This window comes from Moryella indoligenes (genome assembly GCF_030812885.1).
In the GTDB taxonomy this organism is placed as follows: Bacteria; Bacillota; Clostridia; order Lachnospirales; family Lachnospiraceae; genus Moryella; species Moryella indoligenes.
This window is the reverse complement of the sequence record NZ_JAUSTO010000004.1, coordinates 172,885-192,679: the sequence shown is the minus strand read 5'-3', so window position 1 is coordinate 192,679 and position 19,795 is coordinate 172,885. Positions and strand designations below refer to the sequence as shown.

The 19,795-nt window shown below is 54.2% G+C and carries 18 protein-coding genes; 4 read left to right on the top strand and 14 right to left on the bottom strand.

Features of this window, described 5'->3' with window-relative positions; all coding sequences use genetic code 11:
* Positions 1–7: 7 nt before the first annotated feature.
* Genes J2S20_RS04735 through asnS form a run of 3 tightly spaced genes read right to left on the bottom strand, consistent with a single transcriptional unit; the run spans position 8 to position 4,385 of the window.
* Positions 8–1,897 carry an ATP-binding protein gene (locus J2S20_RS04735; RefSeq protein ID WP_307253733.1) on the bottom strand — a complete coding sequence of 630 codons (1,890 nt, stop codon included), beginning with the start codon at positions 1,895–1,897 and terminating at the stop codon, positions 8–10.
* On the bottom strand, positions 1,894–2,973 hold the full coding sequence (locus J2S20_RS04730) for a metallophosphoesterase family protein (protein ID WP_307253730.1): 1,080 nt from the start codon (positions 2,971–2,973) through the stop codon (positions 1,894–1,896). Before J2S20_RS04730 ends, J2S20_RS04735 begins: the two co-directional genes overlap by 4 nt.
* A gap of 20 nt (positions 2,974–2,993) precedes the next feature.
* Complete coding sequence (gene asnS, locus J2S20_RS04725; protein WP_106611131.1) at positions 2,994–4,385, bottom strand: asparagine--tRNA ligase; 1,392 nt, start codon at positions 4,383–4,385, stop codon at positions 2,994–2,996.
* A 272-nt stretch (positions 4,386–4,657) separates the two neighbouring features.
* On the opposite strand from asnS, the gene J2S20_RS04720 reads away from it, so the two are divergent.
* Genes J2S20_RS04720 through J2S20_RS04705 form a run of 4 tightly spaced genes read left to right on the top strand, consistent with a single transcriptional unit; the run spans position 4,658 to position 8,414 of the window.
* On the top strand, positions 4,658–5,932 hold the full coding sequence (locus J2S20_RS04720) for a glucose-1-phosphate adenylyltransferase (RefSeq protein ID WP_307253727.1): 1,275 nt from the start codon (positions 4,658–4,660) through the stop codon (positions 5,930–5,932).
* Positions 5,929–7,050, top strand: a complete 1,122-nt coding sequence (glgD, locus tag J2S20_RS04715) for a glucose-1-phosphate adenylyltransferase subunit GlgD (protein ID WP_307253724.1) — start codon at positions 5,929–5,931, stop codon at positions 7,048–7,050. The genes J2S20_RS04720 and glgD overlap by 4 nt, the downstream gene beginning before the upstream one ends.
* A 42-nt stretch (positions 7,051–7,092) precedes the next feature.
* Positions 7,093–7,368, top strand: coding sequence for a septation regulator SpoVG (spoVG, locus tag J2S20_RS04710; protein WP_106611134.1), 276 nt, complete (start codon positions 7,093–7,095; stop codon positions 7,366–7,368).
* Positions 7,365–8,414 carry a 3'-5' exonuclease gene (locus tag J2S20_RS04705; protein WP_307253721.1) on the top strand — a complete coding sequence of 350 codons (1,050 nt, stop codon included), beginning with the start codon at positions 7,365–7,367 and terminating at the stop codon, positions 8,412–8,414. The genes spoVG and J2S20_RS04705 overlap by 4 nt, the downstream gene beginning before the upstream one ends.
* A gap of 104 nt (positions 8,415–8,518) precedes the next feature.
* On the opposite strand, the gene J2S20_RS04700 is transcribed toward J2S20_RS04705, so the two are convergent.
* The 11 genes from J2S20_RS04700 to J2S20_RS04650 form a co-directional block, all read right to left on the bottom strand.
* Positions 8,519–9,982, bottom strand: a complete 1,464-nt coding sequence (locus J2S20_RS04700) for a D-alanyl-D-alanine carboxypeptidase family protein (RefSeq protein ID WP_307253720.1) — start codon at positions 9,980–9,982, stop codon at positions 8,519–8,521.
* 88 nt (positions 9,983–10,070) lie between these two features.
* Entirely contained in the window at positions 10,071–10,688 is a 618-nt protein-coding gene (locus J2S20_RS04695) for a V-type ATP synthase subunit D (protein ID WP_106611137.1), read from the bottom strand.
* A gap of 4 nt (positions 10,689–10,692) precedes the next feature.
* Complete coding sequence (locus J2S20_RS04690) at positions 10,693–12,123, bottom strand: V-type ATP synthase subunit B (RefSeq protein ID WP_106611138.1); 1,431 nt, start codon at positions 12,121–12,123, stop codon at positions 10,693–10,695.
* Between the two features lie 14 nt (positions 12,124–12,137).
* Entirely contained in the window at positions 12,138–13,904 is a 1,767-nt protein-coding gene (locus J2S20_RS04685) for a V-type ATP synthase subunit A (RefSeq protein ID WP_307253716.1), read from the bottom strand.
* Complete coding sequence (locus tag J2S20_RS04680) at positions 13,897–14,502, bottom strand: V-type ATP synthase subunit E (RefSeq protein ID WP_106611140.1); 606 nt, start codon at positions 14,500–14,502, stop codon at positions 13,897–13,899. Before J2S20_RS04680 ends, J2S20_RS04685 begins: the two co-directional genes overlap by 8 nt.
* A gap of 19 nt (positions 14,503–14,521) precedes the next feature.
* Entirely contained in the window at positions 14,522–14,830 is a 309-nt protein-coding gene (locus J2S20_RS04675; RefSeq protein WP_307253709.1) for a V-type ATP synthase subunit F, read from the bottom strand.
* Between the two features lie 16 nt (positions 14,831–14,846).
* Entirely contained in the window at positions 14,847–15,284 is a 438-nt protein-coding gene (locus tag J2S20_RS04670; protein ID WP_307253707.1) for an ATP synthase subunit C, read from the bottom strand.
* Positions 15,285–15,359: 75 nt separating this feature from the next.
* Positions 15,360–17,291: a V-type ATP synthase subunit I gene (locus J2S20_RS04665; RefSeq protein ID WP_307253705.1), complete on the bottom strand. Its 1,932-nt coding sequence runs from the start codon at positions 17,289–17,291 to the stop codon at positions 15,360–15,362.
* Positions 17,288–18,352, bottom strand: coding sequence for a V-type ATPase subunit (locus J2S20_RS04660; protein WP_106611144.1), 1,065 nt, complete (start codon positions 18,350–18,352; stop codon positions 17,288–17,290). The genes J2S20_RS04665 and J2S20_RS04660 overlap by 4 nt, the downstream gene beginning before the upstream one ends.
* A 4-nt stretch (positions 18,353–18,356) precedes the next feature.
* Positions 18,357–18,668: a hypothetical protein gene (locus J2S20_RS04655; protein ID WP_307253701.1), complete on the bottom strand. Its 312-nt coding sequence runs from the start codon at positions 18,666–18,668 to the stop codon at positions 18,357–18,359.
* Between the two features lie 113 nt (positions 18,669–18,781).
* A complete protein-coding gene (locus J2S20_RS04650; RefSeq protein ID WP_307253699.1) occupies positions 18,782–19,612 on the bottom strand; it encodes an SH3 domain-containing protein in 831 nt (276 codons plus the stop codon).
* Between the last annotated feature and the right edge of the window lie 183 nt (positions 19,613–19,795).

Sequence of the window (19,795 nt, the reverse complement as noted above, 5' to 3'; positions counted from 1 at the left end):
GAATGGTTCAGAGTTCAATCAGCTGATACTCTGTCATGGAGGAACTGAGGAGCTGCGCTTCTCTGCGGTGACAGGTGAAGATTAGCACCTGCATATCAGGAAAAGCATCAGGCAGCCAGTTTAAAACCGTGCGCAGTCGTTCCTCATCGTAGTTTACAAAGCTGTCATCAAAGAGCAGCGGGAGATGGAAGCTCCCCTTCTGCATGAGTTCGGCAGCAGCGAGGCGCAGCGCGAGGTAGACCTGATCCATAGTTCCGGCACTGACCTGCTCCAGAGGAATCAGCTTCTCGCTGGTGTTGAGATAGACATTCAGATTCTGGTCTATGCTTAGAGAGCTGTAGATGCCCCCGGTTACACCGCGGATCAGCTCAGAGCTTCGCTGGTTCAGATACAGTCCGAAGGAATCCCGTATGGTGGTAGAGAGGCGGGTCATCGTGTCCTGAGCCAGCGTGATCGCTTCAATTTCTCCGCGCAGGCGCTCATTCTCTGCGACGAGATTTTTGAGCCCCGCAGCTTCTGCCCTTCGCTGAGACAGGAGCTCCAGCTGTTGCTCCAGGAGCCATTGGTTTTTCTGCTGTCCACTGATCGCGGCGTCGGTCTGGTTTTGCAGTTTACTCAGCTGTGCAAGGCGCTCGCTTATCTGTGTGACTGTCTTTTCATGCTGTTCTGTCTGCGCACAGCTCTGCAGCAGGCTGTCAATCTGCGCGTTCAGGGTATCGCGTATTGTCTCTGCTTTCTCCGGCTCTGATGCAGGGCTTGTGTCCGTGGCAGTTTCTGAAGCAAGATGGAAGTGCTCCTGTATGAGCGTCTGCAATGCGCCGTGAGCAGCGCTGCAATATTTCTTTCTCTGCTTGTCTGTGCAGTAGAGGAGCAGGGCGATCAGGGCGGAGATTGCCGCTGCAGCATCGAGCAGTGCACTGAGCGGCAGAGCGAGCGGCGTATACAGGATAGTATTGTTTTTTGAGGCAAGGAGAGCTGCGATCACTAGAAGCAGAGCAGTGAGCGCAAAGGAAATGGCTCCGATCCGGAATCCGGCTGCGGCGGAGCGCTGCGCAGCACTTTGATATTGCTGAAAGGCCGCATCCAGCCGCTCACGAAAGGCGAGGATATCTTCGCGACCGGAAAAGTGCTTGTCAAGAAGTGTCTGCTGCTCCGCGGAGAGTCGCTGAAGCAGCGCTTCCTTTTTTCCCTGAAGCTCGCTCTGCAGCTTTTTTGTCTCATCCCGGGAGCTGGTGAGGGCTCTGATCTGATTTTTATTCTCAGGTGCAGAGATGAAGTCTTCTATTTTTCGTATTTCAGAGAGCGTGGCCGTATATTTTTTGGTGACATCCGGCAGGAGTTGTTTTTCAAAGCCTTTCCTCTGTTCTTTTAAGAAGGCGCTGGCCTTTGAGATGTTGAGCGCACGGTTTCCGCTCGTATTCATATTGGCAATATAATTTTTCAGCTCGCTGACCATGCCGTCGTCTGTGGCGCTCTTCAGTTGCTGTATGCTCACTGTATTGGCGTAGGCGGTCTCACTGAGATTTCCGAGCAGCTGCTGCATGAAAAGCTGTGGATTCTCAACCGGGGTTCCGCTGCTTTCGTTTGTGACAGAGAGATCCAGCGGATTTTTTCTGAAATCCCGTTCAATGCGGTACAGCTGTCCCTGAGCCTCAAGCCTGAGACTGCCCCCGTAAGCGCCATCCCCAAACCAGGGCTCATAACGGGAGAAGAGATCGTTCCGGGCGGCCCTTCCGCGCGCCCGCTCCAGGCCGTAGAGCATCGCGCGGAGAAAAGCGTGCAGTGTGGACTTTCCGGCTTCATTTCCCCCGTAAATGATATTGAGATGATCGCCGAAAGCGATGTGATAATGATGTATTTTTCCAAAACCCCGAATCGTAAGCTCCTTCAGAATCATGTGCCTGAGCTCCTTTCATCGGTTGTGCGAAGCAGGGCGTTGACGCCGTAGTAGAGCGCCTTGCGATCGAGCTCACTCATATCCGGACGATCGAGCTCCTGGATGAAAAAGCCGATCATGTCGGAGGGATGTTCCGCGAAGAGACGCGGAAAATCATACCTTGGTTCGGATTCGTCGATCAGCTCTGCGATGCGATAGCGATCCTTCAGGCGATCGGCCTCAAACAGAATATCCGGGTCGCGCATCCCTTGAATTTTCAGTCTGTAGATGTTGTGAGCACCCCGGCGGCGGATCTCCTCCTCTACATTCATGAGCAGCTCCTCATTGGTAGATTCGGGCGTGACCTGGATTTTCAGTGAGATGTACTGAAGCTTTGAGAGGGGAATGAAGCGGAGCGAAGAGAGCTGTCGCGTGCTGTCGTCTATTTCGCCGACATAGCATCCATGCGCACCGGTTTCCGTGAGATCCAGAGGTTCCGGGGAGCCGCACCAAACGACTCTGTCTGAACAAAGAGCCTGAGGCTTATGAATATGACCCAGGGCACAGTAGCTAAAGCCGGCAGCGGCAAGTGTACTGGGGTTCAGAGGGAGATGTCTAGCGTCGCCGCCATGGCAGAGAAGGATGCGGATGCTCTCGTTTTCGGGAATATGAAGCGAAGCGAGCAGATCCTCTGTGATTTCCTTCTGATGGTAGGAGAAACCATAGACCTCCGTGTGCAGCTTGGGAAGAGCTATACTGTCAAGCTCTGCAGTTGTGATATAGTGGACATTTTCCGCCCAGGTAAAGGAGAGGAGAGCAGAGCTCTCCCGAATATAGTCGTGATTTCCGGCAATGATGACAATCTGCACCGCAGGGATCACAGAAAAGAGATAATTGACCTCTTTCAGCTCTCGGAGTGTCGGCTGGCGGTGAAAGAGATCCCCCGCGATCAGAAGCAGTTCTGCCTGCTCTGTTTTTACAGTCGCAACAATCGAAGCGAGCGAGGCTTTTACAGCCTGCTCGCGTTCTCTGGCCCAGGGCTTATCCGAGTCCGGGCACATTCCGTAGTGAATATCGCCGGTGTGAACAAATTTCATACCGCACTCCTTGCCTGTATTTACAGCTCGCAGTTGCCGACCGTGCGCGGGAAGGGCAGTACGTCGCGGATATTTCCGACGCCGGTCAGGTACATGACGCAGCGCTCGAAGCCGAGTCCGAAGCCTGCGTGGCGGGTGGTTCCGTACTTGCGGAGATCCAGATAGAAGTCATAGGTCTCCTTATTCATGCCGAGTTCCTCGATGCGGGAGAGGAGCTTCTCATAGTCGTCCTCTCTCTGACTGCCCCCGATGATCTCTCCGATACCGGGAACCAGACAGTCCATCGCTGCGACGGTCTTTCCATCCGGATTCAGCTTCATGTAGAAGGCCTTGATCTCCTTCGGATAGTCGGTGACAAAGATAGGGCGTTTGTAGATCTGCTCCGTGAGATAGCGCTCGTGCTCGGTCTGCAGGTCGCAGCCCCAGCTGACCTTGTAGTCAAACTCATCGTTGTGCTTTTCCAGAATTTCGACCGCCTCTGTATAGCTCACGCGGCCAAAATCGGAATTTACGACGTGATTCAGGCGCTCCAGAAGGCCCTTGTCCACAAAGGTATTGAAAAAATTCATCTCTTCCGGAGCGTTCTGAAGAACATAGCGGATGACATATTTCAGCATCGCCTCGGCGAGCTCCATGTTGTCGGAGAGCTCTGCGAAGGCGATCTCCGGCTCAATCATCCAGAATTCCGCCGCATGGCGGGTTGTGTTGGAATTTTCGGCGCGGAAGGTCGGTCCGAAGGTATAGATGTTCCGGAAGGCCTGGGCAAAGGTCTCAGCATTTAGCTGTCCGCTGACGGTGAGATTGGTCTCCTTGCCGAAGAAATCCTCACTGAAGTTTACAGAGCCGTCCTCGTTCTTCGGAACATGATTCAGATCCAGCGTTGTGACGTGGAACATCTCCCCGGCCCCCTCAGCGTCACTGGAGGTGATGAGCGGTGTGTGCACGTAGACGAAGCCCTGCTCCTGAAAGAAGCTGTGAATCGCATAGGCGATCAGGGAGCGGACACGGAAGGTCGCCTGAAAGAGATTGGTGCGCGGCCTGAGATGCGGAATCGTGCGGAGAAATTCTGCGGAGTGGCGCTTCTTCTGCAGGGGGTAGTCGGCGGCAGAGCTTCCCTCGATGGAGATCTCCTCTGCCTGGATTTCAAAGGGCTGCTTTGCCTCCGGCGTCGCAACCAGCGTGCCGCGGATGATGAGCGCAGCGCCGACATTTACCTTGCGGATTTCAGCAAAATTTTCCATGCTGTCATGGTATACGACCTGAAGCTGATCGAACCAGGTTCCGTCACTGATCATCAGAAAGCCAAAGGTCTTTGAGTCTCTGTTGGAGCGCACCCATCCGCCGATGGTGATCTCTCTGCCGAGGTAGCGCTCCTTGTCTTTCTGAATATCCCGGACTGTAGTAAATTTCATTTGGATACGTCCCTTCTTTTTGAAATATGAGAAGGCGCAAAAGCGCCTGATTAGTTCTATTCTACCCCATTTTCAATAAAAATAACAGGCGGAATCGCAATGTGCGCGAGGAAGAATTATATTTGAAGGCGAATGTAAAATGTGGACATGATTTTTGGAAAAGCAGGGGTATTTTTTGTATACTTTAGTACAAAATGTGCTATACTAAATATAGAAACTGAGATTAAGGAAACAGGCAGTGAAAGGCTGAAATTCAGTTGCGAGGTGATACCGTGATTAAAAAAGAAATGATTGCCATGCTTCTTGCCGGAGGTCAGGGCAGTCGGCTTGGCGTTCTCACACAGAAGGTTGCAAAGCCGGCCGTATCTTTCGGAGGAAAGTACCGTATCATCGACTTTCCTTTGAGTAATTGCATTAATTCAGGTGTGGATACTGTCGGTGTGCTCACCCAGTATCAGCCGCTCCGCCTCAATGCACATATCGGAATTGGAATTCCGTGGGATCTGGATCGCAATGTGGGAGGTGTCACGCTGCTCGCACCCTATGAGAGTGCAAAGGGGAGTGACTGGTACAGCGGAACGGCCAATGCGATCTATCAGAATATAGAGTATATTGATTCCTATAATCCGGATTATGTCCTGATCCTCTCCGGGGATCATATTTACAAGATGGATTATGAGGTGATGCTGGATTACCACAAGGCAAATAGGGCGGATGTTACCATTGCGGTTATGCCGGTTCCGATTGAGGAGGCGAGCCGCTTCGGTATCATGATTACAGATGAGATGAACCGCATCACGGACTTTGAGGAAAAGCCGGCAGTTCCGCGAAGCAATCTGGCATCCATGGGGATATACATCTTCTCCTGGCCGGTTCTGAAGGATGCGCTGTTAAAGCTCCGCGAGGTACCGGAGTGCGATTTCGGCAAGCATGTCATCCCTTATTGTCGCGACAAAGGGCAGCGTCTCTTTGCTTACGAGTTTACGGGGTACTGGAAAGATGTCGGAACACTTTCCTCCTACTGGGAGGCCAATATGGAGCTGATCGACATCATCCCCGAATTTAATCTCTATGAGGAGTACTGGAGAATTTTCACGAAGAGCGATATTATACCGCCGCAGTATATTGCGGAGCATGCGCACATAGAGAGAAGCATCCTCGGTGAGGGTTGCGAGATCTATGGCTCTGTCTACAATTCGGTGATCGGCGCAGGCGTCATCATCGAGGAGGGGGCAGAGGTGAGAGATTCTATCATCATGAGAGAATCTGTTATCAAGGCGGGCGCGAAGATCAATAAGGCCATACTTGCGCAGAGCGTCGAGATCGGCGCGAACTGCGTGCTGGGCGTGGGTGAGTATCATGACAGCTGCTATGATACCCGGGTCTACAATTCGGACCTTGTAACTGTCGGGGAGAAATCCGTGATTCCGGATGGGGTTCAGATCGGCAAGAATACTGCGATCTGGGGCAACACGAACGCGGAGGATTATCCCGACGGAGTGCTGAACAGCGGCGGAGCGATAGTAAAGGCAGGTGGTCTGAGATGAGAGCTGTCGGAATCGTTTTAGCAGGGGGAAACTCCAAGAGGATGAGGGAACTCTCTAATAAGAGAGCAATCGCAGCCATGCCGATTGCGGGAAGCTATCGGAGTATTGATTTTGTGCTGAGCAATATGTCAAATTCACACATCCAGAAGGTGGCGGTGTTTACGCAGTACAATTCCCGCTCTCTGAATGAGCATCTGAGCTCCTCAAAGTGGTGGGATTTCGGAAGAAAGCATGGTGGAATGTACGTGTTCACGCCCACCATCACAGCGAAGTCGAGTGACTGGTATCGGGGAACAGCAGATGCACTGTATCAGAATCTGAGCTTTTTGAAGAACAGTCATGAGCCCTATGTCGTGATTGCAGCCGGGGATGGCATCTATAAGCTCGATTATAATAAGGTGTTGGAATATCATATCGAGAAGAAGGCCGATATCACCGTGGTCTGCAAGGAGGCCTCCGAGGAGGAGGATATCACACGCTTCGGGGTTCTGGAGCTGAATGAAGACGGGCGGATCACGCAGTTTGATGAGAAGCCCATGGTGGCGGAGTCGAATGTGATTTCCTGCGGCATCTACGTCGTGCGGAGACGTCAGCTGATTGAGCTGATTGAGCGCTGTGCGGCAGAGGATCGCTATGATTTTGTGCGGGACATTTTGGTGCGCTATAAAAACCTGAAGCGGATCTATGCATATAAATTAAATTCCTACTGGAGTAATATTGCCAGCGTGGACAGTTATTTTAAGACCAACATGGATTTCCTGAAAAAGGATATACGGGATTACTTCTTCCGCAGCTATCCGGAGGTATATACCAAGGTGGATGACCTTCCGCCCGCAAAATATAATCCGGGCTCAGAGGTGAGAAATTCACTGGTATCCAGTGGCTGCATACTGAATGGGACAGTGGAGAATTCCGTACTGTTCCGTAAGGTCTATGTGGGAAACAACTGTGTGATCAAAAATTCTATCATTCTGAATGATGTCTATATCGGAGATAATACGGTAATAGAAAATTGCATTGTGGAGAGCCGGGACACGATCCGGGCAAATACGACCTATATTGGCAAGCCCGATGATCTGAAAATCGTAATTGAGAAAAATGAGAGGTACACGATTTAAGGCACAGCCCTATGGAGTCCGCGTTGTGCCGAAGGAGGCGCCATGCAGATTACAGATGTCCGCATCAGACGCATTGAGAAGCCGGGGTCAATGAAGGCAGTTGCCTCCATCACCCTGGATAATGAGTTTGTGATTCATGATTTGAAGGTAATACAGGGAGAGAGGGGACTTTTTATTGCGATGCCAAGCCGTCAGGCAGGGGACGGAGGGTACAGAGATATCGCGCATCCCATCAATTCCGCAGTCAGAGAGATGATGCAGCGTGCGATTCTTAAGGAGTATGAAGCTCTGCTGCAGGCAGAGGATAAGAAGATATGAGCATTCAGCTTTCGGAAGTTGCAGCGGACTGCATTGACAGCACGCGCTACATTGTTTTTGATCTTGAGTGGAACCAGAGTACAGAGGGAAAGGCCGGGGAGATGCCCGGCCTTCCGTTTGAAATTATAGAGCTGGGCGCAGTGAAGCTGGATGAAACATTTCATAAGATCGGGGAGTTCTCCCGCTTTATCTGTCCGACCGTCTATAAAAAACTGCACTTTAAGGTGCTTGAGATCATGCGGGTCGGGATGGAGGAGCTCAGAAATAGAGGTGAGCCTTTTCCGGAGGTAATGGAGGCTTTTTTGTCCTGGTGTCGGGAGGGAGAGGCGCGGCAGCCGGTATTCTGTACTTGGGGAAATATGGATCTCACGGAGCTCCAGAGAAATATGGCATATTATGGGATGGAAAATCCCTTCCCCTATCCGCTGCTCTATTATGATGTGCAGAAGCTCTATAATCTGTTGTACAAGCAGAACAGCAAGGACAAGCTTCCGCTGGATCGGGCCGTACAGGAGATGGGGCTTCCAGCCGCCGGGCAGTTTCACAGGGCGCTGGACGATGCGCGCTATACTGCTGAGATCCTGCAAAATATGGAATTTGAGGCGGTGCGGGCGTATCTCTCGCTGGACTATTACAAGCTTCCTGAGAGCAGCGAGGAGGAGATCTATCTGGTCTTTCCGGATTACTCAAAATATGTATCCCGAAGATTTCAGAGCAGGGAGGAAGCGATAGCAGATAAGACAGTTACGGATATGCTCTGCTACAGATGTAAGCGTCTCTTAAAAAAGCGGGTGCGCTGGTTCACTGCAAACCAGAGAAATTATTACTGCCTTGCGTGGTGTCCGGAGCATGGATTTGCCAGAGGAAAGATTCGTATGCGGCGTACGGCAGAGGGAGAGATCTACTGCCTGAAGACGATCAAGCTCACGGATGATGATGGTGTAAAGGCCTTGCTCGGAAAGAAGGAGGCGGTACTGGGGAAGCGCAGAAAAAAGGCGCGGCAGAAGAGGAGAAAAAACAGACCGGGTCATCAGCCGGAATTATGATTTCCATGGAAAGAGGAAGTTTGATTTGATAATAGCCATGATATTTCGTATAAAAGACTGCCGCACTAAGGAATTAGTGCGGCAGTCCCAGTATAAGAATTAACTCATCCCTTTCTGAACCAATTGCGCCGCGGCCGGCGCCTGCGGGAACGCGGACGTAAGCTCTGTGGGTATCGGTTTATGGAGAGAGGGGTGTCGGAAGTTCCCTTCTCCTGCTGAAGCAGGGGATCTGTGTTCCGGGATCTGGGTACAGCTCTGGAGAGCTCCACAGTCTTACTCCTGCGTGCACTGCGGAGAAAGTTCTGAACCAGGAAGATAATGAGGATCAGGAGAACCAGAAGAGCCGCCATGAGAGCGATCAGCGCTGCGAAGGAAGCTCTGCGCAGCGGCGTCTTTGCCTGAAGTGCAGAGACAGATGTGGAGAGCCTGTGAAGCAGACTTGCGGAGTCGGCGTGTGCGCTGTTGTCATCACTCTTAATTTCGGCGCCGGCTGTCTCAGCAGAGCAGAGCCAGCTGTTTCCGATAAAGCGGTCCTCATAGTAATAACTCAGCTCGGCAACTGCCCCCGGGGGAGCTGAGTCAGAGGGTTTGTATTTCAGCTCGCTGCGCGTATCGGAGAACTGCGCAGTTTTCGGCAGCGTCACGGAGCGCATGTCGTCCAAAGTGAGCAGGGGCGTGTGCTCCCCGGTCAGATTGATATCTGTCTCCGCTGCGCTGTAGCGGCTGTCGTTCGCCTGGATATTTACGTTTTTAAAGTTCTCAAAGCCAAAGTCCAGCAGGGTCTTGGTGTCACTGTAGTGCGTCTGGTGTCCGTTCAGAACGACAGTGATCAGCTTCAGACCATCGCGCTCGGCACAGGTGACAAGCGTATTTCCGGCGAGCAGGGTGTAGCCTGTCTTTCCGCCGATGATACCGCTGTAGTACTGGCCGGAGCTTTTTTTCAGCATCTTGTGCCCGCAGTAGACCATAAAGGATTCCGGATTGGTCGCGTTTGGAGGCAGCTCATAGTAGGTGGTGGAATCAAATTCGACAAAAGTCGGATTTTCAAAGGCTGCCTGTGCAATCAGGGCAAAGTCGTAGGGTGTGGTGTAGTGATTTTCATCGTTCAGGCCGGAGGGATTCACAAAATGAGAATCTGTACAGCCTAGGGCAGCAGCCTTTTCGTTCATCAGCCCGGCGAAGGCCTCGATACTGCCGGCGCAGTGCTCGGCGAGCGCATTGGCTACCTCATTTGCAGACTTCAGGAGCATGGCGTAGAGTGCCTGACGGACGGTGATCTGATCACCGGTATCGTAGCCCGCGCTGCTGGAGCCGCTCTCCACGTTGTGGACAGCGCCATAGGAAAAGGTCAGGGTTTCATCCAGATCGCAGCGCTCTATTACAATTAGAGCGGTGAGGATCTTTGTGATACTGGCCGGGTAGTAGCGCTGGTGAATATTTTTTCCATAGATGACGCAGGAGGAGTCCGCATCCATCAGAATGCCGCCATCTGCCTGAATCAGGAGATTGGAGGGCCAGGCAGGGGCTGCCAGTGCTCTGCCCGAAGAGAGAGCTGTGAACAGTAGCATCAGGACGAGACAGAATGCCGCCGCTCTGCGTCGGGTATGGGATATCAGCAAAATAAATACCTCCGATCGGGTAGATATCATACGGGTCTCAGTCTGTTTTCCGCCGCTTTATGACCTTCAGGCGGGTGAACTCCTCGCGCTCCTTCTCCTCAAGCGCATTGGACATACTGGCTGTGAGGGCTGTGAGCCGCGGAATTGTGATGTTTTTCAGGGCATTCTCCCGCTTCTGTGTCTTCTTGATATTGGAAGCCAGACGATAGGCTGAGTTCTCAATCATGGAGAGCTGTACCGTGAGCTCCTTCACCTGCTCGAACTTCTGCCGGGCAAGATCGACGCTTTCGCGGGTGGACATAAAGGAATAGCTGAGTTGCGGCGGCAGGCTCTCGTGCTCCACAAGGGGTATTTCTGTGCCCATGACGCTGCGAACCTTGATCCGGACGCCGTTGTCCGGTGGCACGGAGCTTGCAGCACTCTGGATAAAGTCCACGCCGTGCTCAATATTGGCGCGCTGCAGCGCATGGTAGGCCTCTGTAAAGCTGCGGTCTATTCTTGACTGTATGTCCTTGGCTTCTTCAATAAGCGCCATGAGCTCTCGAATCAGAATATTGCGCTTCTGGTCCATGAGGGAGTAGCCCATGCGGGCCAGAGAGAGCGTATTTTTGGCGTTAATCAGATTGCCCTTGGTAGGGATTGCGTTCAGATTCATAACATCAATCTCCGTCTCCCTGAGTATAGTTCAGCTCGCCGAATTCGTCCAGAGCGGTGGGCCTGTAGTGCTGATCCAGCACCTTGGTGTCAATGCGGTCCAGCTCCGTGCGCGGCAGCAGTCCCAGCAGCTTCCAGCCGATCTCAAGGGTTGTAAGTATGGTTCGGTTTTCATCGGGGCGCTGCTGAAGGAAGCGCTGCTCAAACTGTTCGCCGAAGCTTAAGTACTGCCGGTCGCCGGGGGACAGCTCATCCTCGCCGATGACACTGGCCAGTGCGCGCGCATCCCCCACTTTTGCGTAGCAGGAGAATAGCTGATTTGCGACATCCTGATGATCTGCGCGGGTATAGCCCTCTCCGATACCATCCTTCATGAGACGGGAGAGGCTTGGCAGTACTGCGATCGGCGGATATATGCTCTGCCCATGCAGCTCGCGATCCAGCACGATCTGCCCCTCTGTGATATAACCCGTGAGGTCCGGGACAGGATGGGTAATGTCGTCGTTTGGCATGGTGAGTATCGGAATCTGGGTGACAGAGCCCTCCACCCCGCTCACAATACCGGCGCGCTCGTAGATGGTCGCGAGATCCGAGTAGAGATAGCCCGGAAAGCCCTTTCTCGAGGGGATCTCTCCCTTGGAGGAGGAGACCTCACGCAGGGCCTCGGCGTAGCTTGTCATATCTGTCATAATAACGAGAATATGCATATGCCGCTCAAAGGCGAGATATTCCGCGAGCGTCAGGGCGACCTTCGGCGTGATGAGACGCTCGACGACGGGATCATTTGCCAGATTGATAAAGGAAGCGACGTGAGAGGAGACGCCGCTCTCCTCGAAGGTGCGGCGGAAATACGCTGCCTCGTCGTGCTTCACTCCCATGGCGGCAAAGATCACTGCAAATTTGTCGCTCTCCCCGGCGCTGTCGCCGAGAGAGGACTGACGCACCAGCTGCGCCGCGAGCTGATCGTGCGGCAACCCGTTGCCGGAGAAGATGGGGAGCTTTTGCCCGCGGATCAGCGTCATCAGTCCGTCGATTGCAGAGATCCCGGTACGGATATAGTTCCGCGGGTACTCACGCATCACAGGATTCAGGGGCTGACCGTTCACATCCAGAAGCTTCTCAGTGCGGATGGGGCCCAGATCATCAATGGGCTCCCCAATTCCGTTGAAGCTGCGGCCCAGCATATCCTCGGAGACTCCAAGCATCATGGGATGGCCGGTGAGGCGCGTGTGCGTGTTCTTCAGCGCCATGCCCTCCGTGCCCTCGTAGACCTGAATGACAGCCGTATCATCATGGATTTCTATGATGCGGCCCAGCTTCCGCTCGCTGTCATTCATCTTCATCTCCACGATTTCGTCGTAGGCTGCATTGCGGACACCCTTCAGTACTGCGAGGGGCCCGTTGACCGAGCTCAAGCCGAGATATTCGATTGCCATAGCATCAGCCTCCTTTATGCATTCTTTTCGACGACAGCATCATAGAAGCGGTCAATGTCTTTTTTATAGTCATCAAAGAGCTCCGGGTGCGCGTTCGGCACGTCATATTTGATAGCGATCACTTTATCATAGATGCCCTGTGCCTTCAAAACGGACATCGGCATACCCATGCGAATCAGCTCCGCAGAGCGGCGATAGAGATACAGAATCGTATCCATCATGAGGAACTGCTTTTTCAGGGGAACACAGGTATCCTCCGCATGAAAGGCGTTCTGCTGCAAAAAGCCGAGGCGTATCACCCGGGCGATCTCCAGCGTGAGGCGCTGGTCATCCGGCAGCACATCAGAGCCGATCAGCTTTACGATTTCCATCAGAGAGGCTTCCTTTGTGAGTATGCGCACCAGCTGATTGCGGTAATCCATGAAGCGCTTGTCCACATGGGCGCTGTACCAGGGCGCAAGGTCACTCAGATACTCAGAGTAGCTGCCCATCCACTGAATCGCGGGAAAATGTCTGGCGTAGGCGAGGTTTTTGTCGAGCCCCCAGAAGCAGCGCACGAAGCGGCGGGTATTCTGTGTCACCGGTTCGGAGAAATCACCGCCCTGCGGTGAAACTGCGCCGATGATAGAGACAGAGCCCTCGCTTCCATTCAGATTACGCATGGCTCCGGCGCGCTCATAGAAGCCGGAGAGGCGACTCGCGAGATAGGAGGGAAAGCCCTCCTCCGCGGGCATCTCCTCCAGACGGCCGGAGAGCTCGCGCAGCGCCTCTGCCCAGCGCGAGGTGGAGTCCGCCATGATGGCGACGTCGTAGCCCATATCTCTGTAGTATTCTGCCAGAGTCAGACCGGAGTAAAGGCTCGCCTCACGGGCTGCGACCGGCATATTGCTGGTATTCGCGATGAGTACGGTGCGATCCAGAAGCGGATTCCCGCTGCGGGGATCCATGAGCTCTGAGAACTCCTCCAGTACCTGTGTCATCTCATTTCCCCGCTCGCCGCAGCCAATGTAGATGATGATGTCGGCATTGGCCCACTTGGCGATCTGATGCTGCGTCATGGTCTTTCCCGTTCCGAAGCCGCCCGGAATCGCTGCCGTGCCACCCTTCGCGATGGGAAATACGGTATCGAGGATACGCTGTCCCGTGACCAGCGGTTCTGTGGCGGAGTAGCGCCGTGAGACCGGGCGGGCGAGGCGTATGGGCCAGTGCTGCGTCATGGTGACGGGGTGCTCCGTGCCATCATCCTCTGTGAGCGTGAAGAGCGTATCGCAGATGCGGTAGTTGCCGTCCGGAACGACGGAGCTCACACGCCCGGAGAGCAGCGGGGACAGCATAACTTTGTGGAGAATTGCGGCGGTCTCCTGTACCTCCGCGATCACCTCGCCGCCGCGCACGGTATCGCCTTCGGATACGGTGAGATGTGCGTGCCACAGCTTCTCCTCATCAAGGCTGGATACGGAGACGCCTCTTGCAATAAAACAGCCGCTGCGTCTGCCGATCTCTGTAAGCGGGCGTTCGATGCCGTCGAAAATGTTGTGCAGGATGCCGGGGGCGAGCGTGACGGAGACCGGCGCCCCGGTTCCCGAGACTGTCTGTCCGGGCTTCAGTCCGCTTGTCTCCTCATATACCTCGACAGTGGTGCTCTCTGTGTCGAGACCGATGATCTCACCGACCAGACGCTCCGGTCCGACATAGACCATCTCGTGCAGCGTGAAGCCGCTGTCGCCGCGGGTCTTTACGATGGGCCCGTTGATTGAAAAAATAACTCCGGTCTTATTCATCCTGTGCCTCACCTCCGTGTTCGCTCTCCAGCGTAAAGCGGAAGGATGCACGGGCATCCTCGAGCTTTGTCTCAAAGGAATTGTCAATCAGAATATTTTTGGCGGGAATCACCGCTCTGGTACCGCCCAGGAAGGAGTAGCGGCTCAGGGTGAGCTCCGTGCTGAGTGCAAGTGAGAGCTTTTTCAGGAGAGGTTCATCGGCGGGATCAAGATAGATGCGGATCTCATCCTCTCCTGCGAATTCCTTTGCGGCACTAATCTGCTTTTTCAGAAGAGTCAGGTAGGCCGGCGTCTCCATAAAGTTGGCGAGGCGGTCCCGAAGCTCTACAAAAAGCTGATCCTTCAGCTCACGTCGCAGCTCGCCGATCTCGCGCCGCAGCTCTGTGAGCTTCAGAGAATATTCCTTGTTCTGCTCCCGGGCAATGCGCTCCTCCTCGAGCTGGAGCTGCATGCTCTGGTGATGGAGCGCCGCCTCCCTGTGTGCGGCAAAACGGCTTTCCAGTGTCTCCCGCTGCTCGGACAGGAGCTTTTCCGCCCGAATGCGGACGTCCGACTCACAGATTTCCTTAAAGTGCTTCAGTTTTTCTTCTGTATTCATTGCTGTCTCCCTGTGCGCCCTACAGCTTCAGTCCGATGGCGTCGCTGACATATGCCGTGATAAAATCGGCGCTTCTTCCCGTACCGCTGCGGTTGGGAATGTCCACAAACAGCGGAAGGTGGCGGTTCAGCTTGAACTCTGCGACAAGCGCAGGGTATTCCCGGCTGAAGTGCTCGGTGAGGAGGACGATACCCACAGAGGGATCATTCACCGCTCTGGTCAGCGCCTCTAAGAGTTCCGCCTCGGTGTGTACCAGACAGCCCTCAACGCCTGCGAGTCGCATTCCGGTGAGGGAGTCCAGACTGTCACTGATGAGATATAGTTTCATGGCCTGCCTCGCATACTTACAGCTGGCCGAGGATCATAAAAGCGATGATGAGGCCGTAGAGGCATACGCCCTCTGCAAGTCCCACGAAGATCAGGGACTTACCGAGGACGGAGGAGTCCTCACTGATGGCGCCGAGAGCGGCGCTTGCGGCAGAGGAGACGGCGATGCCGCCGCCGATGCAGGCGAGGCCCACAGAGAGCGCCGCGGCGATGTAGCCAAGACCCGCGCTGCTCAGAGCACTGCCCGTTTCTTTTGCTGTCTCTGCGGCATAGGCATTGCCATTTAAGAGCAGCACAGTCGTGAGGCAGAGAATGCCGAAGAAGGCGAAGAGGTTCATTGCGAGAGCAGTTTTATAGCGTCCCTTTGTTCTGGCACCTGCGGAAAATGCGGCAAAAGGAACAACGATGCTTAAGATCAGTGCAGCGGCGAGCGTAAGCTTTACAAGTGTAGTCATGATTTTTCTCCTGTCTTTTTAAGATAATTCAGAAAATCTGCCAAGGTGCAGGTCACTCCGTTCCGTGCGTACAGTCTACACAGACTGCTTCAGATTATAGGGCTTGAAGGGGCGTCCGTCGCCGCGATAGAAGCGGCTGAACAGCTCGTAATATTCCAGCCGGAGCACCTGAATCCCGACGATCAGTCCCTCCATACAGCAGACAAAGATATTTCCGAGGACGATGCCGGGCCACCCGATCTGGCCGCTTCCGGCTCCGGAGAGCATCAGCACCACTCCCATCATGGAGGCGTGGCTCACTGCGAAGGCACCCACACGGACAAAGGAGAGCGTGTTCGAGAAGTAGCTGAGCAGCACCTCGAAGAGCTCAAAGAAGCCCTGTACGATGAACATAACCGGATCCTCCTTCTCCTCGTGCTTTTGGCCAAGCAGCCTTGCGGAGAGCGGCTCCTTTAAGAAAATCAGAAGAAGCGGCAGCGCAAAGAGCAGCGCCATGAGCTGATGTCCCGGAATGCTGCGGCCAGTGAGGGCGAGCAGCACCACAGACAGGAGGCTCAAGTAGAAGACCATTCCGGCGAGCCCATTTGTGTCGAAATATGCCTCTCCGGGCTCGCGGAGTCTCAGATGATTGACCACACTGAAGCCCATCATCAGAAGGATCATACACATGCCGATCAAGATCGCTATGATGAAGACGGCGTTCAGCTTTCCTATGCCCGGAAGCTGCATCAGTGCCTCGGCGGGGCGGAGCCAGAGCGCCGGGATCATATCCTCAAGGCCGAAGACGGAGCCGAAGAGTACGCCGAAGACCGCGGAGAAGATACCGCAGCGGGCAATGATGGCGCCGAGCCGGGAGTTCTTTCTTCTGGCGATGATGGCGCCGATCAGCGCGAGGCAGAGTCCCTGTCCCAGATCTCCGAACATAAAGCCGAAAAAGAAGGAGTAGGAGAACGCAATCAGAGAGGTCGGATCCAGCTCGCGGTAGTTCGGCAGTCCGTACATCTCCACGAAAAGCTCAAAGGGGCGCGTCAGCGGTCCGTTTTTCAGCAGAGTGGGAGGGGGCTTTACCACATCCGGTCTGTCCTTCTCTACGACGCAGTAAGTCAGCGGATCCGGATCCAGCTCCCGTTTCAGGGAGAGCGCCTCTTTCTTCCGCATCCAGCCGCAGAGAATGTAGTAGGTTCCGCCGTCGTGCTTTGAGAAGGCTGCGAGCCGGCGGACTCCGAAGAAGCGGGATTTCTGTTCCAGAAGGCGATTGGCAGAGAGAAAGTCGGACTTCCACTCCTCCAGCATTGCGGAGAGCTTCTGGCTCACGGCTGCAATTTTCTGGTCAGTGTCTGCGATTTTTTCCTGCAGAGCCCGGCTTGCCTCTTGCGGGGTGCCGGTATATTCGTCCGGGAGGAAGAAGCGCTCGAAGTGCAGGGAGGCGTAGACGGAATCGACACGGGCACTGATCGCTTCGGGAACGAAATAGACGCCCCAGACATAGTCATCATAGCTACGGCAGGTGGTGAAGATAGAATCGCCGCGGGAGATGACATATTCCATCATCTCCGCGTAATATTCCTTGGAGATACGGCCGAAGCGGTAGCGGAGATACTTGAAATGGAGGATGGTGTCAAGGTCGTAGTTCAGGCCGATGAACTGCTCCATCAGAGAGAGACGCTCCTCCAGGGCCTGCTTCTCTTCCCGGAGCGCTGTCAGCTCCCGGTTTGGGCCGTCCATCGCGTCAGAGAGCTCATGAACGATCTCTACCGCGCGATCGGCGGAGAGAGTGTGAAGTTTCGCAGTCCGCAGGTCGCCAAAGGCGGGGCGCATATTCTCCGACTGCGCATAGATCTCCCGGTACGGATCCTTGTCCGTCAGAGGGACGAGTTTTGCGTTATTTCGAAGAACAGTCAGTGCATTCTCCAGCTGGATGGAATACTGGCTGAGATACTGATCTGTCACGCGCTCCAGATCCTCCTTGGGGCCGGTGACAGTGACAAAATACATAGCTTCAATCATGCAAATGACCTCCTGTGATCCAGCTTCAGTATATCAGAAACGGTTTCTTCCGGAGAGAGTCCGTAGCGAACGGCCTCAGTCACACTTATGATGCGCTTTATTTCTTCCTCTCTTGCGCGCAGATATTCAAAGATGACTGCACAGGAGTAGGGCTCTTTTTTTATGGCGAGACGGCAGAGGTGATCCAGTACGGTATTGCAGAGAACCTCCATATCCGGGATATCGGAGGAGAGGGCGGCTGCCTCGCGCCTGTAGGCGCTGTCGTGGAGTGCGGACAGGAAGGCGGCCTCCGTATCTGTGCTGAGGAAGTGTTCCAGCTCCCCCCGTCTTAATCTTCCGCGGAGCGGGATGAGCAGCGGACGTATTTGTTCTGCTGTCATGTGGTAGTAGAGCTTTGCGCGACGTATCCACTGCAGGTTCAGAAGATCAATCTGCGCGCCCTTCATCTGACAGAAGAATGCGGCATCCTCTTTGGACAATCCCTGCTGTGCGATATGCCAGACAGTGCGAAAATGCCAGATGTCCAGGGCAGTCTCGCAGTCCAGAAGCTGCACCTTAGTGTTTCCGGAAAGTGCCTGAAAAGCAGTGGCGTAGCGACTCCCATGCAGAGCTTCCGTAAATTCATCAAAGCTCTTTGCGGCAGTCACCCGGGAAAAATCGATGTTTCCGTGCCGCAGAAAGAAGTCGTGAAAGTGGGAGAGATCCAGTGCCGGGAGCTGTCCAAAGAGGCAGCGGAGGCAGCGCTTTAAGAGCACCGTCTCAAAGCGCATCAGCTCCAGATCGAGGCATTTTCGCTGTGCGCCGTCTGCAAAGCGGTAGAGACGAAGAAAATCTGCGTACTGATCGGTCAGGAGCAGTCGCTCCAGCTCATCGCGGTGCAGAGTCTCGGGATCAACACTTAAGAAGATTTCCTGATACTGCGGATATTCCTCCAGACTGCGGATAATATCCGGAACTGTTCCGCAGTGAGCCAGCTCGCGGAATGCGCTGTCCGGAATGAGCTGCCGGCGCATGGCACGAAGCTTGGTGGATATTGCGCTGTAGCGATATAGGTTCCCCATGCTGTCACTCCTGTGTCATGCTCTCAAACAGACGATCAGTATAGAGCGCGTGATTCTGCTCATAAGAAGCGAGTATTTTCCTGCGCTCTCTGTCGATGGACTCTCGCTCCGCAGAGAGCAGTGCCTCGGTGTTCTCTGCGGCTTTTTTTCGCAATGCGGCGATCTGTGCCTCGCTGTCGGCAGCAAGCTTCGCATCCCAGTCGGCACTCTCCGCGGCATAGCGCTCTGTCAGAGCTTTTTTTCCCCGGATCGCAGCCTCCATAATTGCAGCGGCGCGGTGTTCAATATCATTCAGCTGTTCGATAATATTGTCCATATTTATGTCCTCCATAGAAAAACCGACACTCACTCGGCGAAGTGAAGGTGTCGGTACAGATGAGCGACAGAAACGCTTCTCGTCAGACTGATACTGAAATCACAGCTGTCGGCTTATACCGCGGGCTCCGCCTCCGCACTGTTGTCCGTGGGAGTCGTGTCTGCCGGTACCTCAGCAGCGCTGATATACTGCGAGGCGACATAGGCCTGACCGCCGTTATAATTGATGATGGCCCACTGGTCGCTGTGTGCGCCGACATAGTCAAGTACCGTGCCGGCCGGCAGAGTCGTGAGAAGCTCACCGTCCGTTGTCGGAGCAGAGCGCACATTCAGGGCACTGGTGGTGGTGTAGATCATCACTGATTCCGGAGCAGCCTCACTGGTTTCCGGCGCGGAGCTCTCCTCTGCGAGTGTGGTCTCTGCTGCGCTGCTGCTCATTTTTTTTGCGCTGTCCGCCGGATGGAACAGGCGGATGATCGAAATCACCAGAATGATCACGAGAACAGGGATGAGGAGCTTCAGCAGGTCAGCGAGCTCAAAGCGGGGACGCCGCCTCTTCGGTCTGCGCCCGGAGGTGGAGCTGCTTCGTGCTGGTCTCGCACTGTGGTAGGAGTAGACCTCCTTGCTGAGCAGCTGGTAGGAGTTATTTGCGTTATAGGCGTTATTATCCCCCTCATGTGCTGCTTTGTTTCCTAAAATACGGATTTTGTGGTAGCTTGTACAGGAATCACGGGAAATGATTCCCTTGCGGTAGAGCTCGTCGATCATGACCATCAGATCACCATCGGGAATATTGCTGCGCCTGCACTGACTTTTTACGATATACTCCAGTGTCTGCCGGGAGCGAATCATGGACAGGTTGTATTGCTTCTGGGAAATGAGGCGCTCAGTGTCGCGGAGACCCTCCTCGATGAGCTCTCTCACTGTCTTTCTTTCTTCTGCCATCGCTGCCTCCTTCCATAGCTACTGTGTATATTATACTAGATATGACGTGAATTTCCAGCCGTTTTATGTCTCCGGCTTCATCCTTGTGTTTCGGGAGGAAAACTGCTATGATGTGACCATCCGGAGGGCTGGTGCAGCTGGTGTACAGATGAGATATACCGGCGCTAAGAGAGCTCTGTGCTC

Excerpts from the sequence above, each read along its gene's own strand:
- asnS (WP_106611131.1), bottom strand. The coding sequence starts at position 4,385 with ATGAAATTTACTACAGTCCGGGATATTCAGAAAGACAAGGAGCGCTAC.
- J2S20_RS04660 (WP_106611144.1), bottom strand. The coding sequence starts at position 18,352 with ATGGGGAACCTATATCGCTACAGCGCAATATCCACCAAGCTTCGTGCC.
- J2S20_RS04705 (WP_307253721.1), top strand. The coding sequence starts at position 7,365 with ATGAGCATTCAGCTTTCGGAAGTTGCAGCGGACTGCATTGACAGCACG.
- J2S20_RS04665 (WP_307253705.1), bottom strand. The coding sequence starts at position 17,291 with ATGATTGAAGCTATGTATTTTGTCACTGTCACCGGCCCCAAGGAGGAT.
- J2S20_RS04650 (WP_307253699.1), bottom strand. The coding sequence starts at position 19,612 with ATGGCAGAAGAAAGAAAGACAGTGAGAGAGCTCATCGAGGAGGGTCTC.
- J2S20_RS04690 (WP_106611138.1), bottom strand. The coding sequence starts at position 12,123 with ATGGCAATCGAATATCTCGGCTTGAGCTCGGTCAACGGGCCCCTCGCA.
- spoVG (WP_106611134.1), top strand. The coding sequence starts at position 7,093 with ATGCAGATTACAGATGTCCGCATCAGACGCATTGAGAAGCCGGGGTCA.
- J2S20_RS04675 (WP_307253709.1), bottom strand. The coding sequence starts at position 14,830 with ATGAAACTATATCTCATCAGTGACAGTCTGGACTCCCTCACCGGAATG.
- J2S20_RS04670 (WP_307253707.1), bottom strand. The coding sequence starts at position 15,284 with ATGACTACACTTGTAAAGCTTACGCTCGCCGCTGCACTGATCTTAAGC.
- J2S20_RS04695 (WP_106611137.1), bottom strand. The coding sequence starts at position 10,688 with ATGAATCTGAACGCAATCCCTACCAAGGGCAATCTGATTAACGCCAAA.
- J2S20_RS04735 (WP_307253733.1), bottom strand. The coding sequence starts at position 1,897 with ATGATTCTGAAGGAGCTTACGATTCGGGGTTTTGGAAAAATACATCAT.
- J2S20_RS04655 (WP_307253701.1), bottom strand. The coding sequence starts at position 18,668 with ATGGACAATATTATCGAACAGCTGAATGATATTGAACACCGCGCCGCT.
- J2S20_RS04685 (WP_307253716.1), bottom strand. The coding sequence starts at position 13,904 with ATGAATAAGACCGGAGTTATTTTTTCAATCAACGGGCCCATCGTAAAG.
- glgD (WP_307253724.1), top strand. The coding sequence starts at position 5,929 with ATGAGAGCTGTCGGAATCGTTTTAGCAGGGGGAAACTCCAAGAGGATG.
- J2S20_RS04730 (WP_307253730.1), bottom strand. The coding sequence starts at position 2,973 with ATGAAATTTGTTCACACCGGCGATATTCACTACGGAATGTGCCCGGAC.
- J2S20_RS04680 (WP_106611140.1), bottom strand. The coding sequence starts at position 14,502 with ATGAATACAGAAGAAAAACTGAAGCACTTTAAGGAAATCTGTGAGTCG.
- J2S20_RS04700 (WP_307253720.1), bottom strand. The coding sequence starts at position 9,982 with ATGCTACTGTTCACAGCTCTCTCTTCGGGCAGAGCACTGGCAGCCCCT.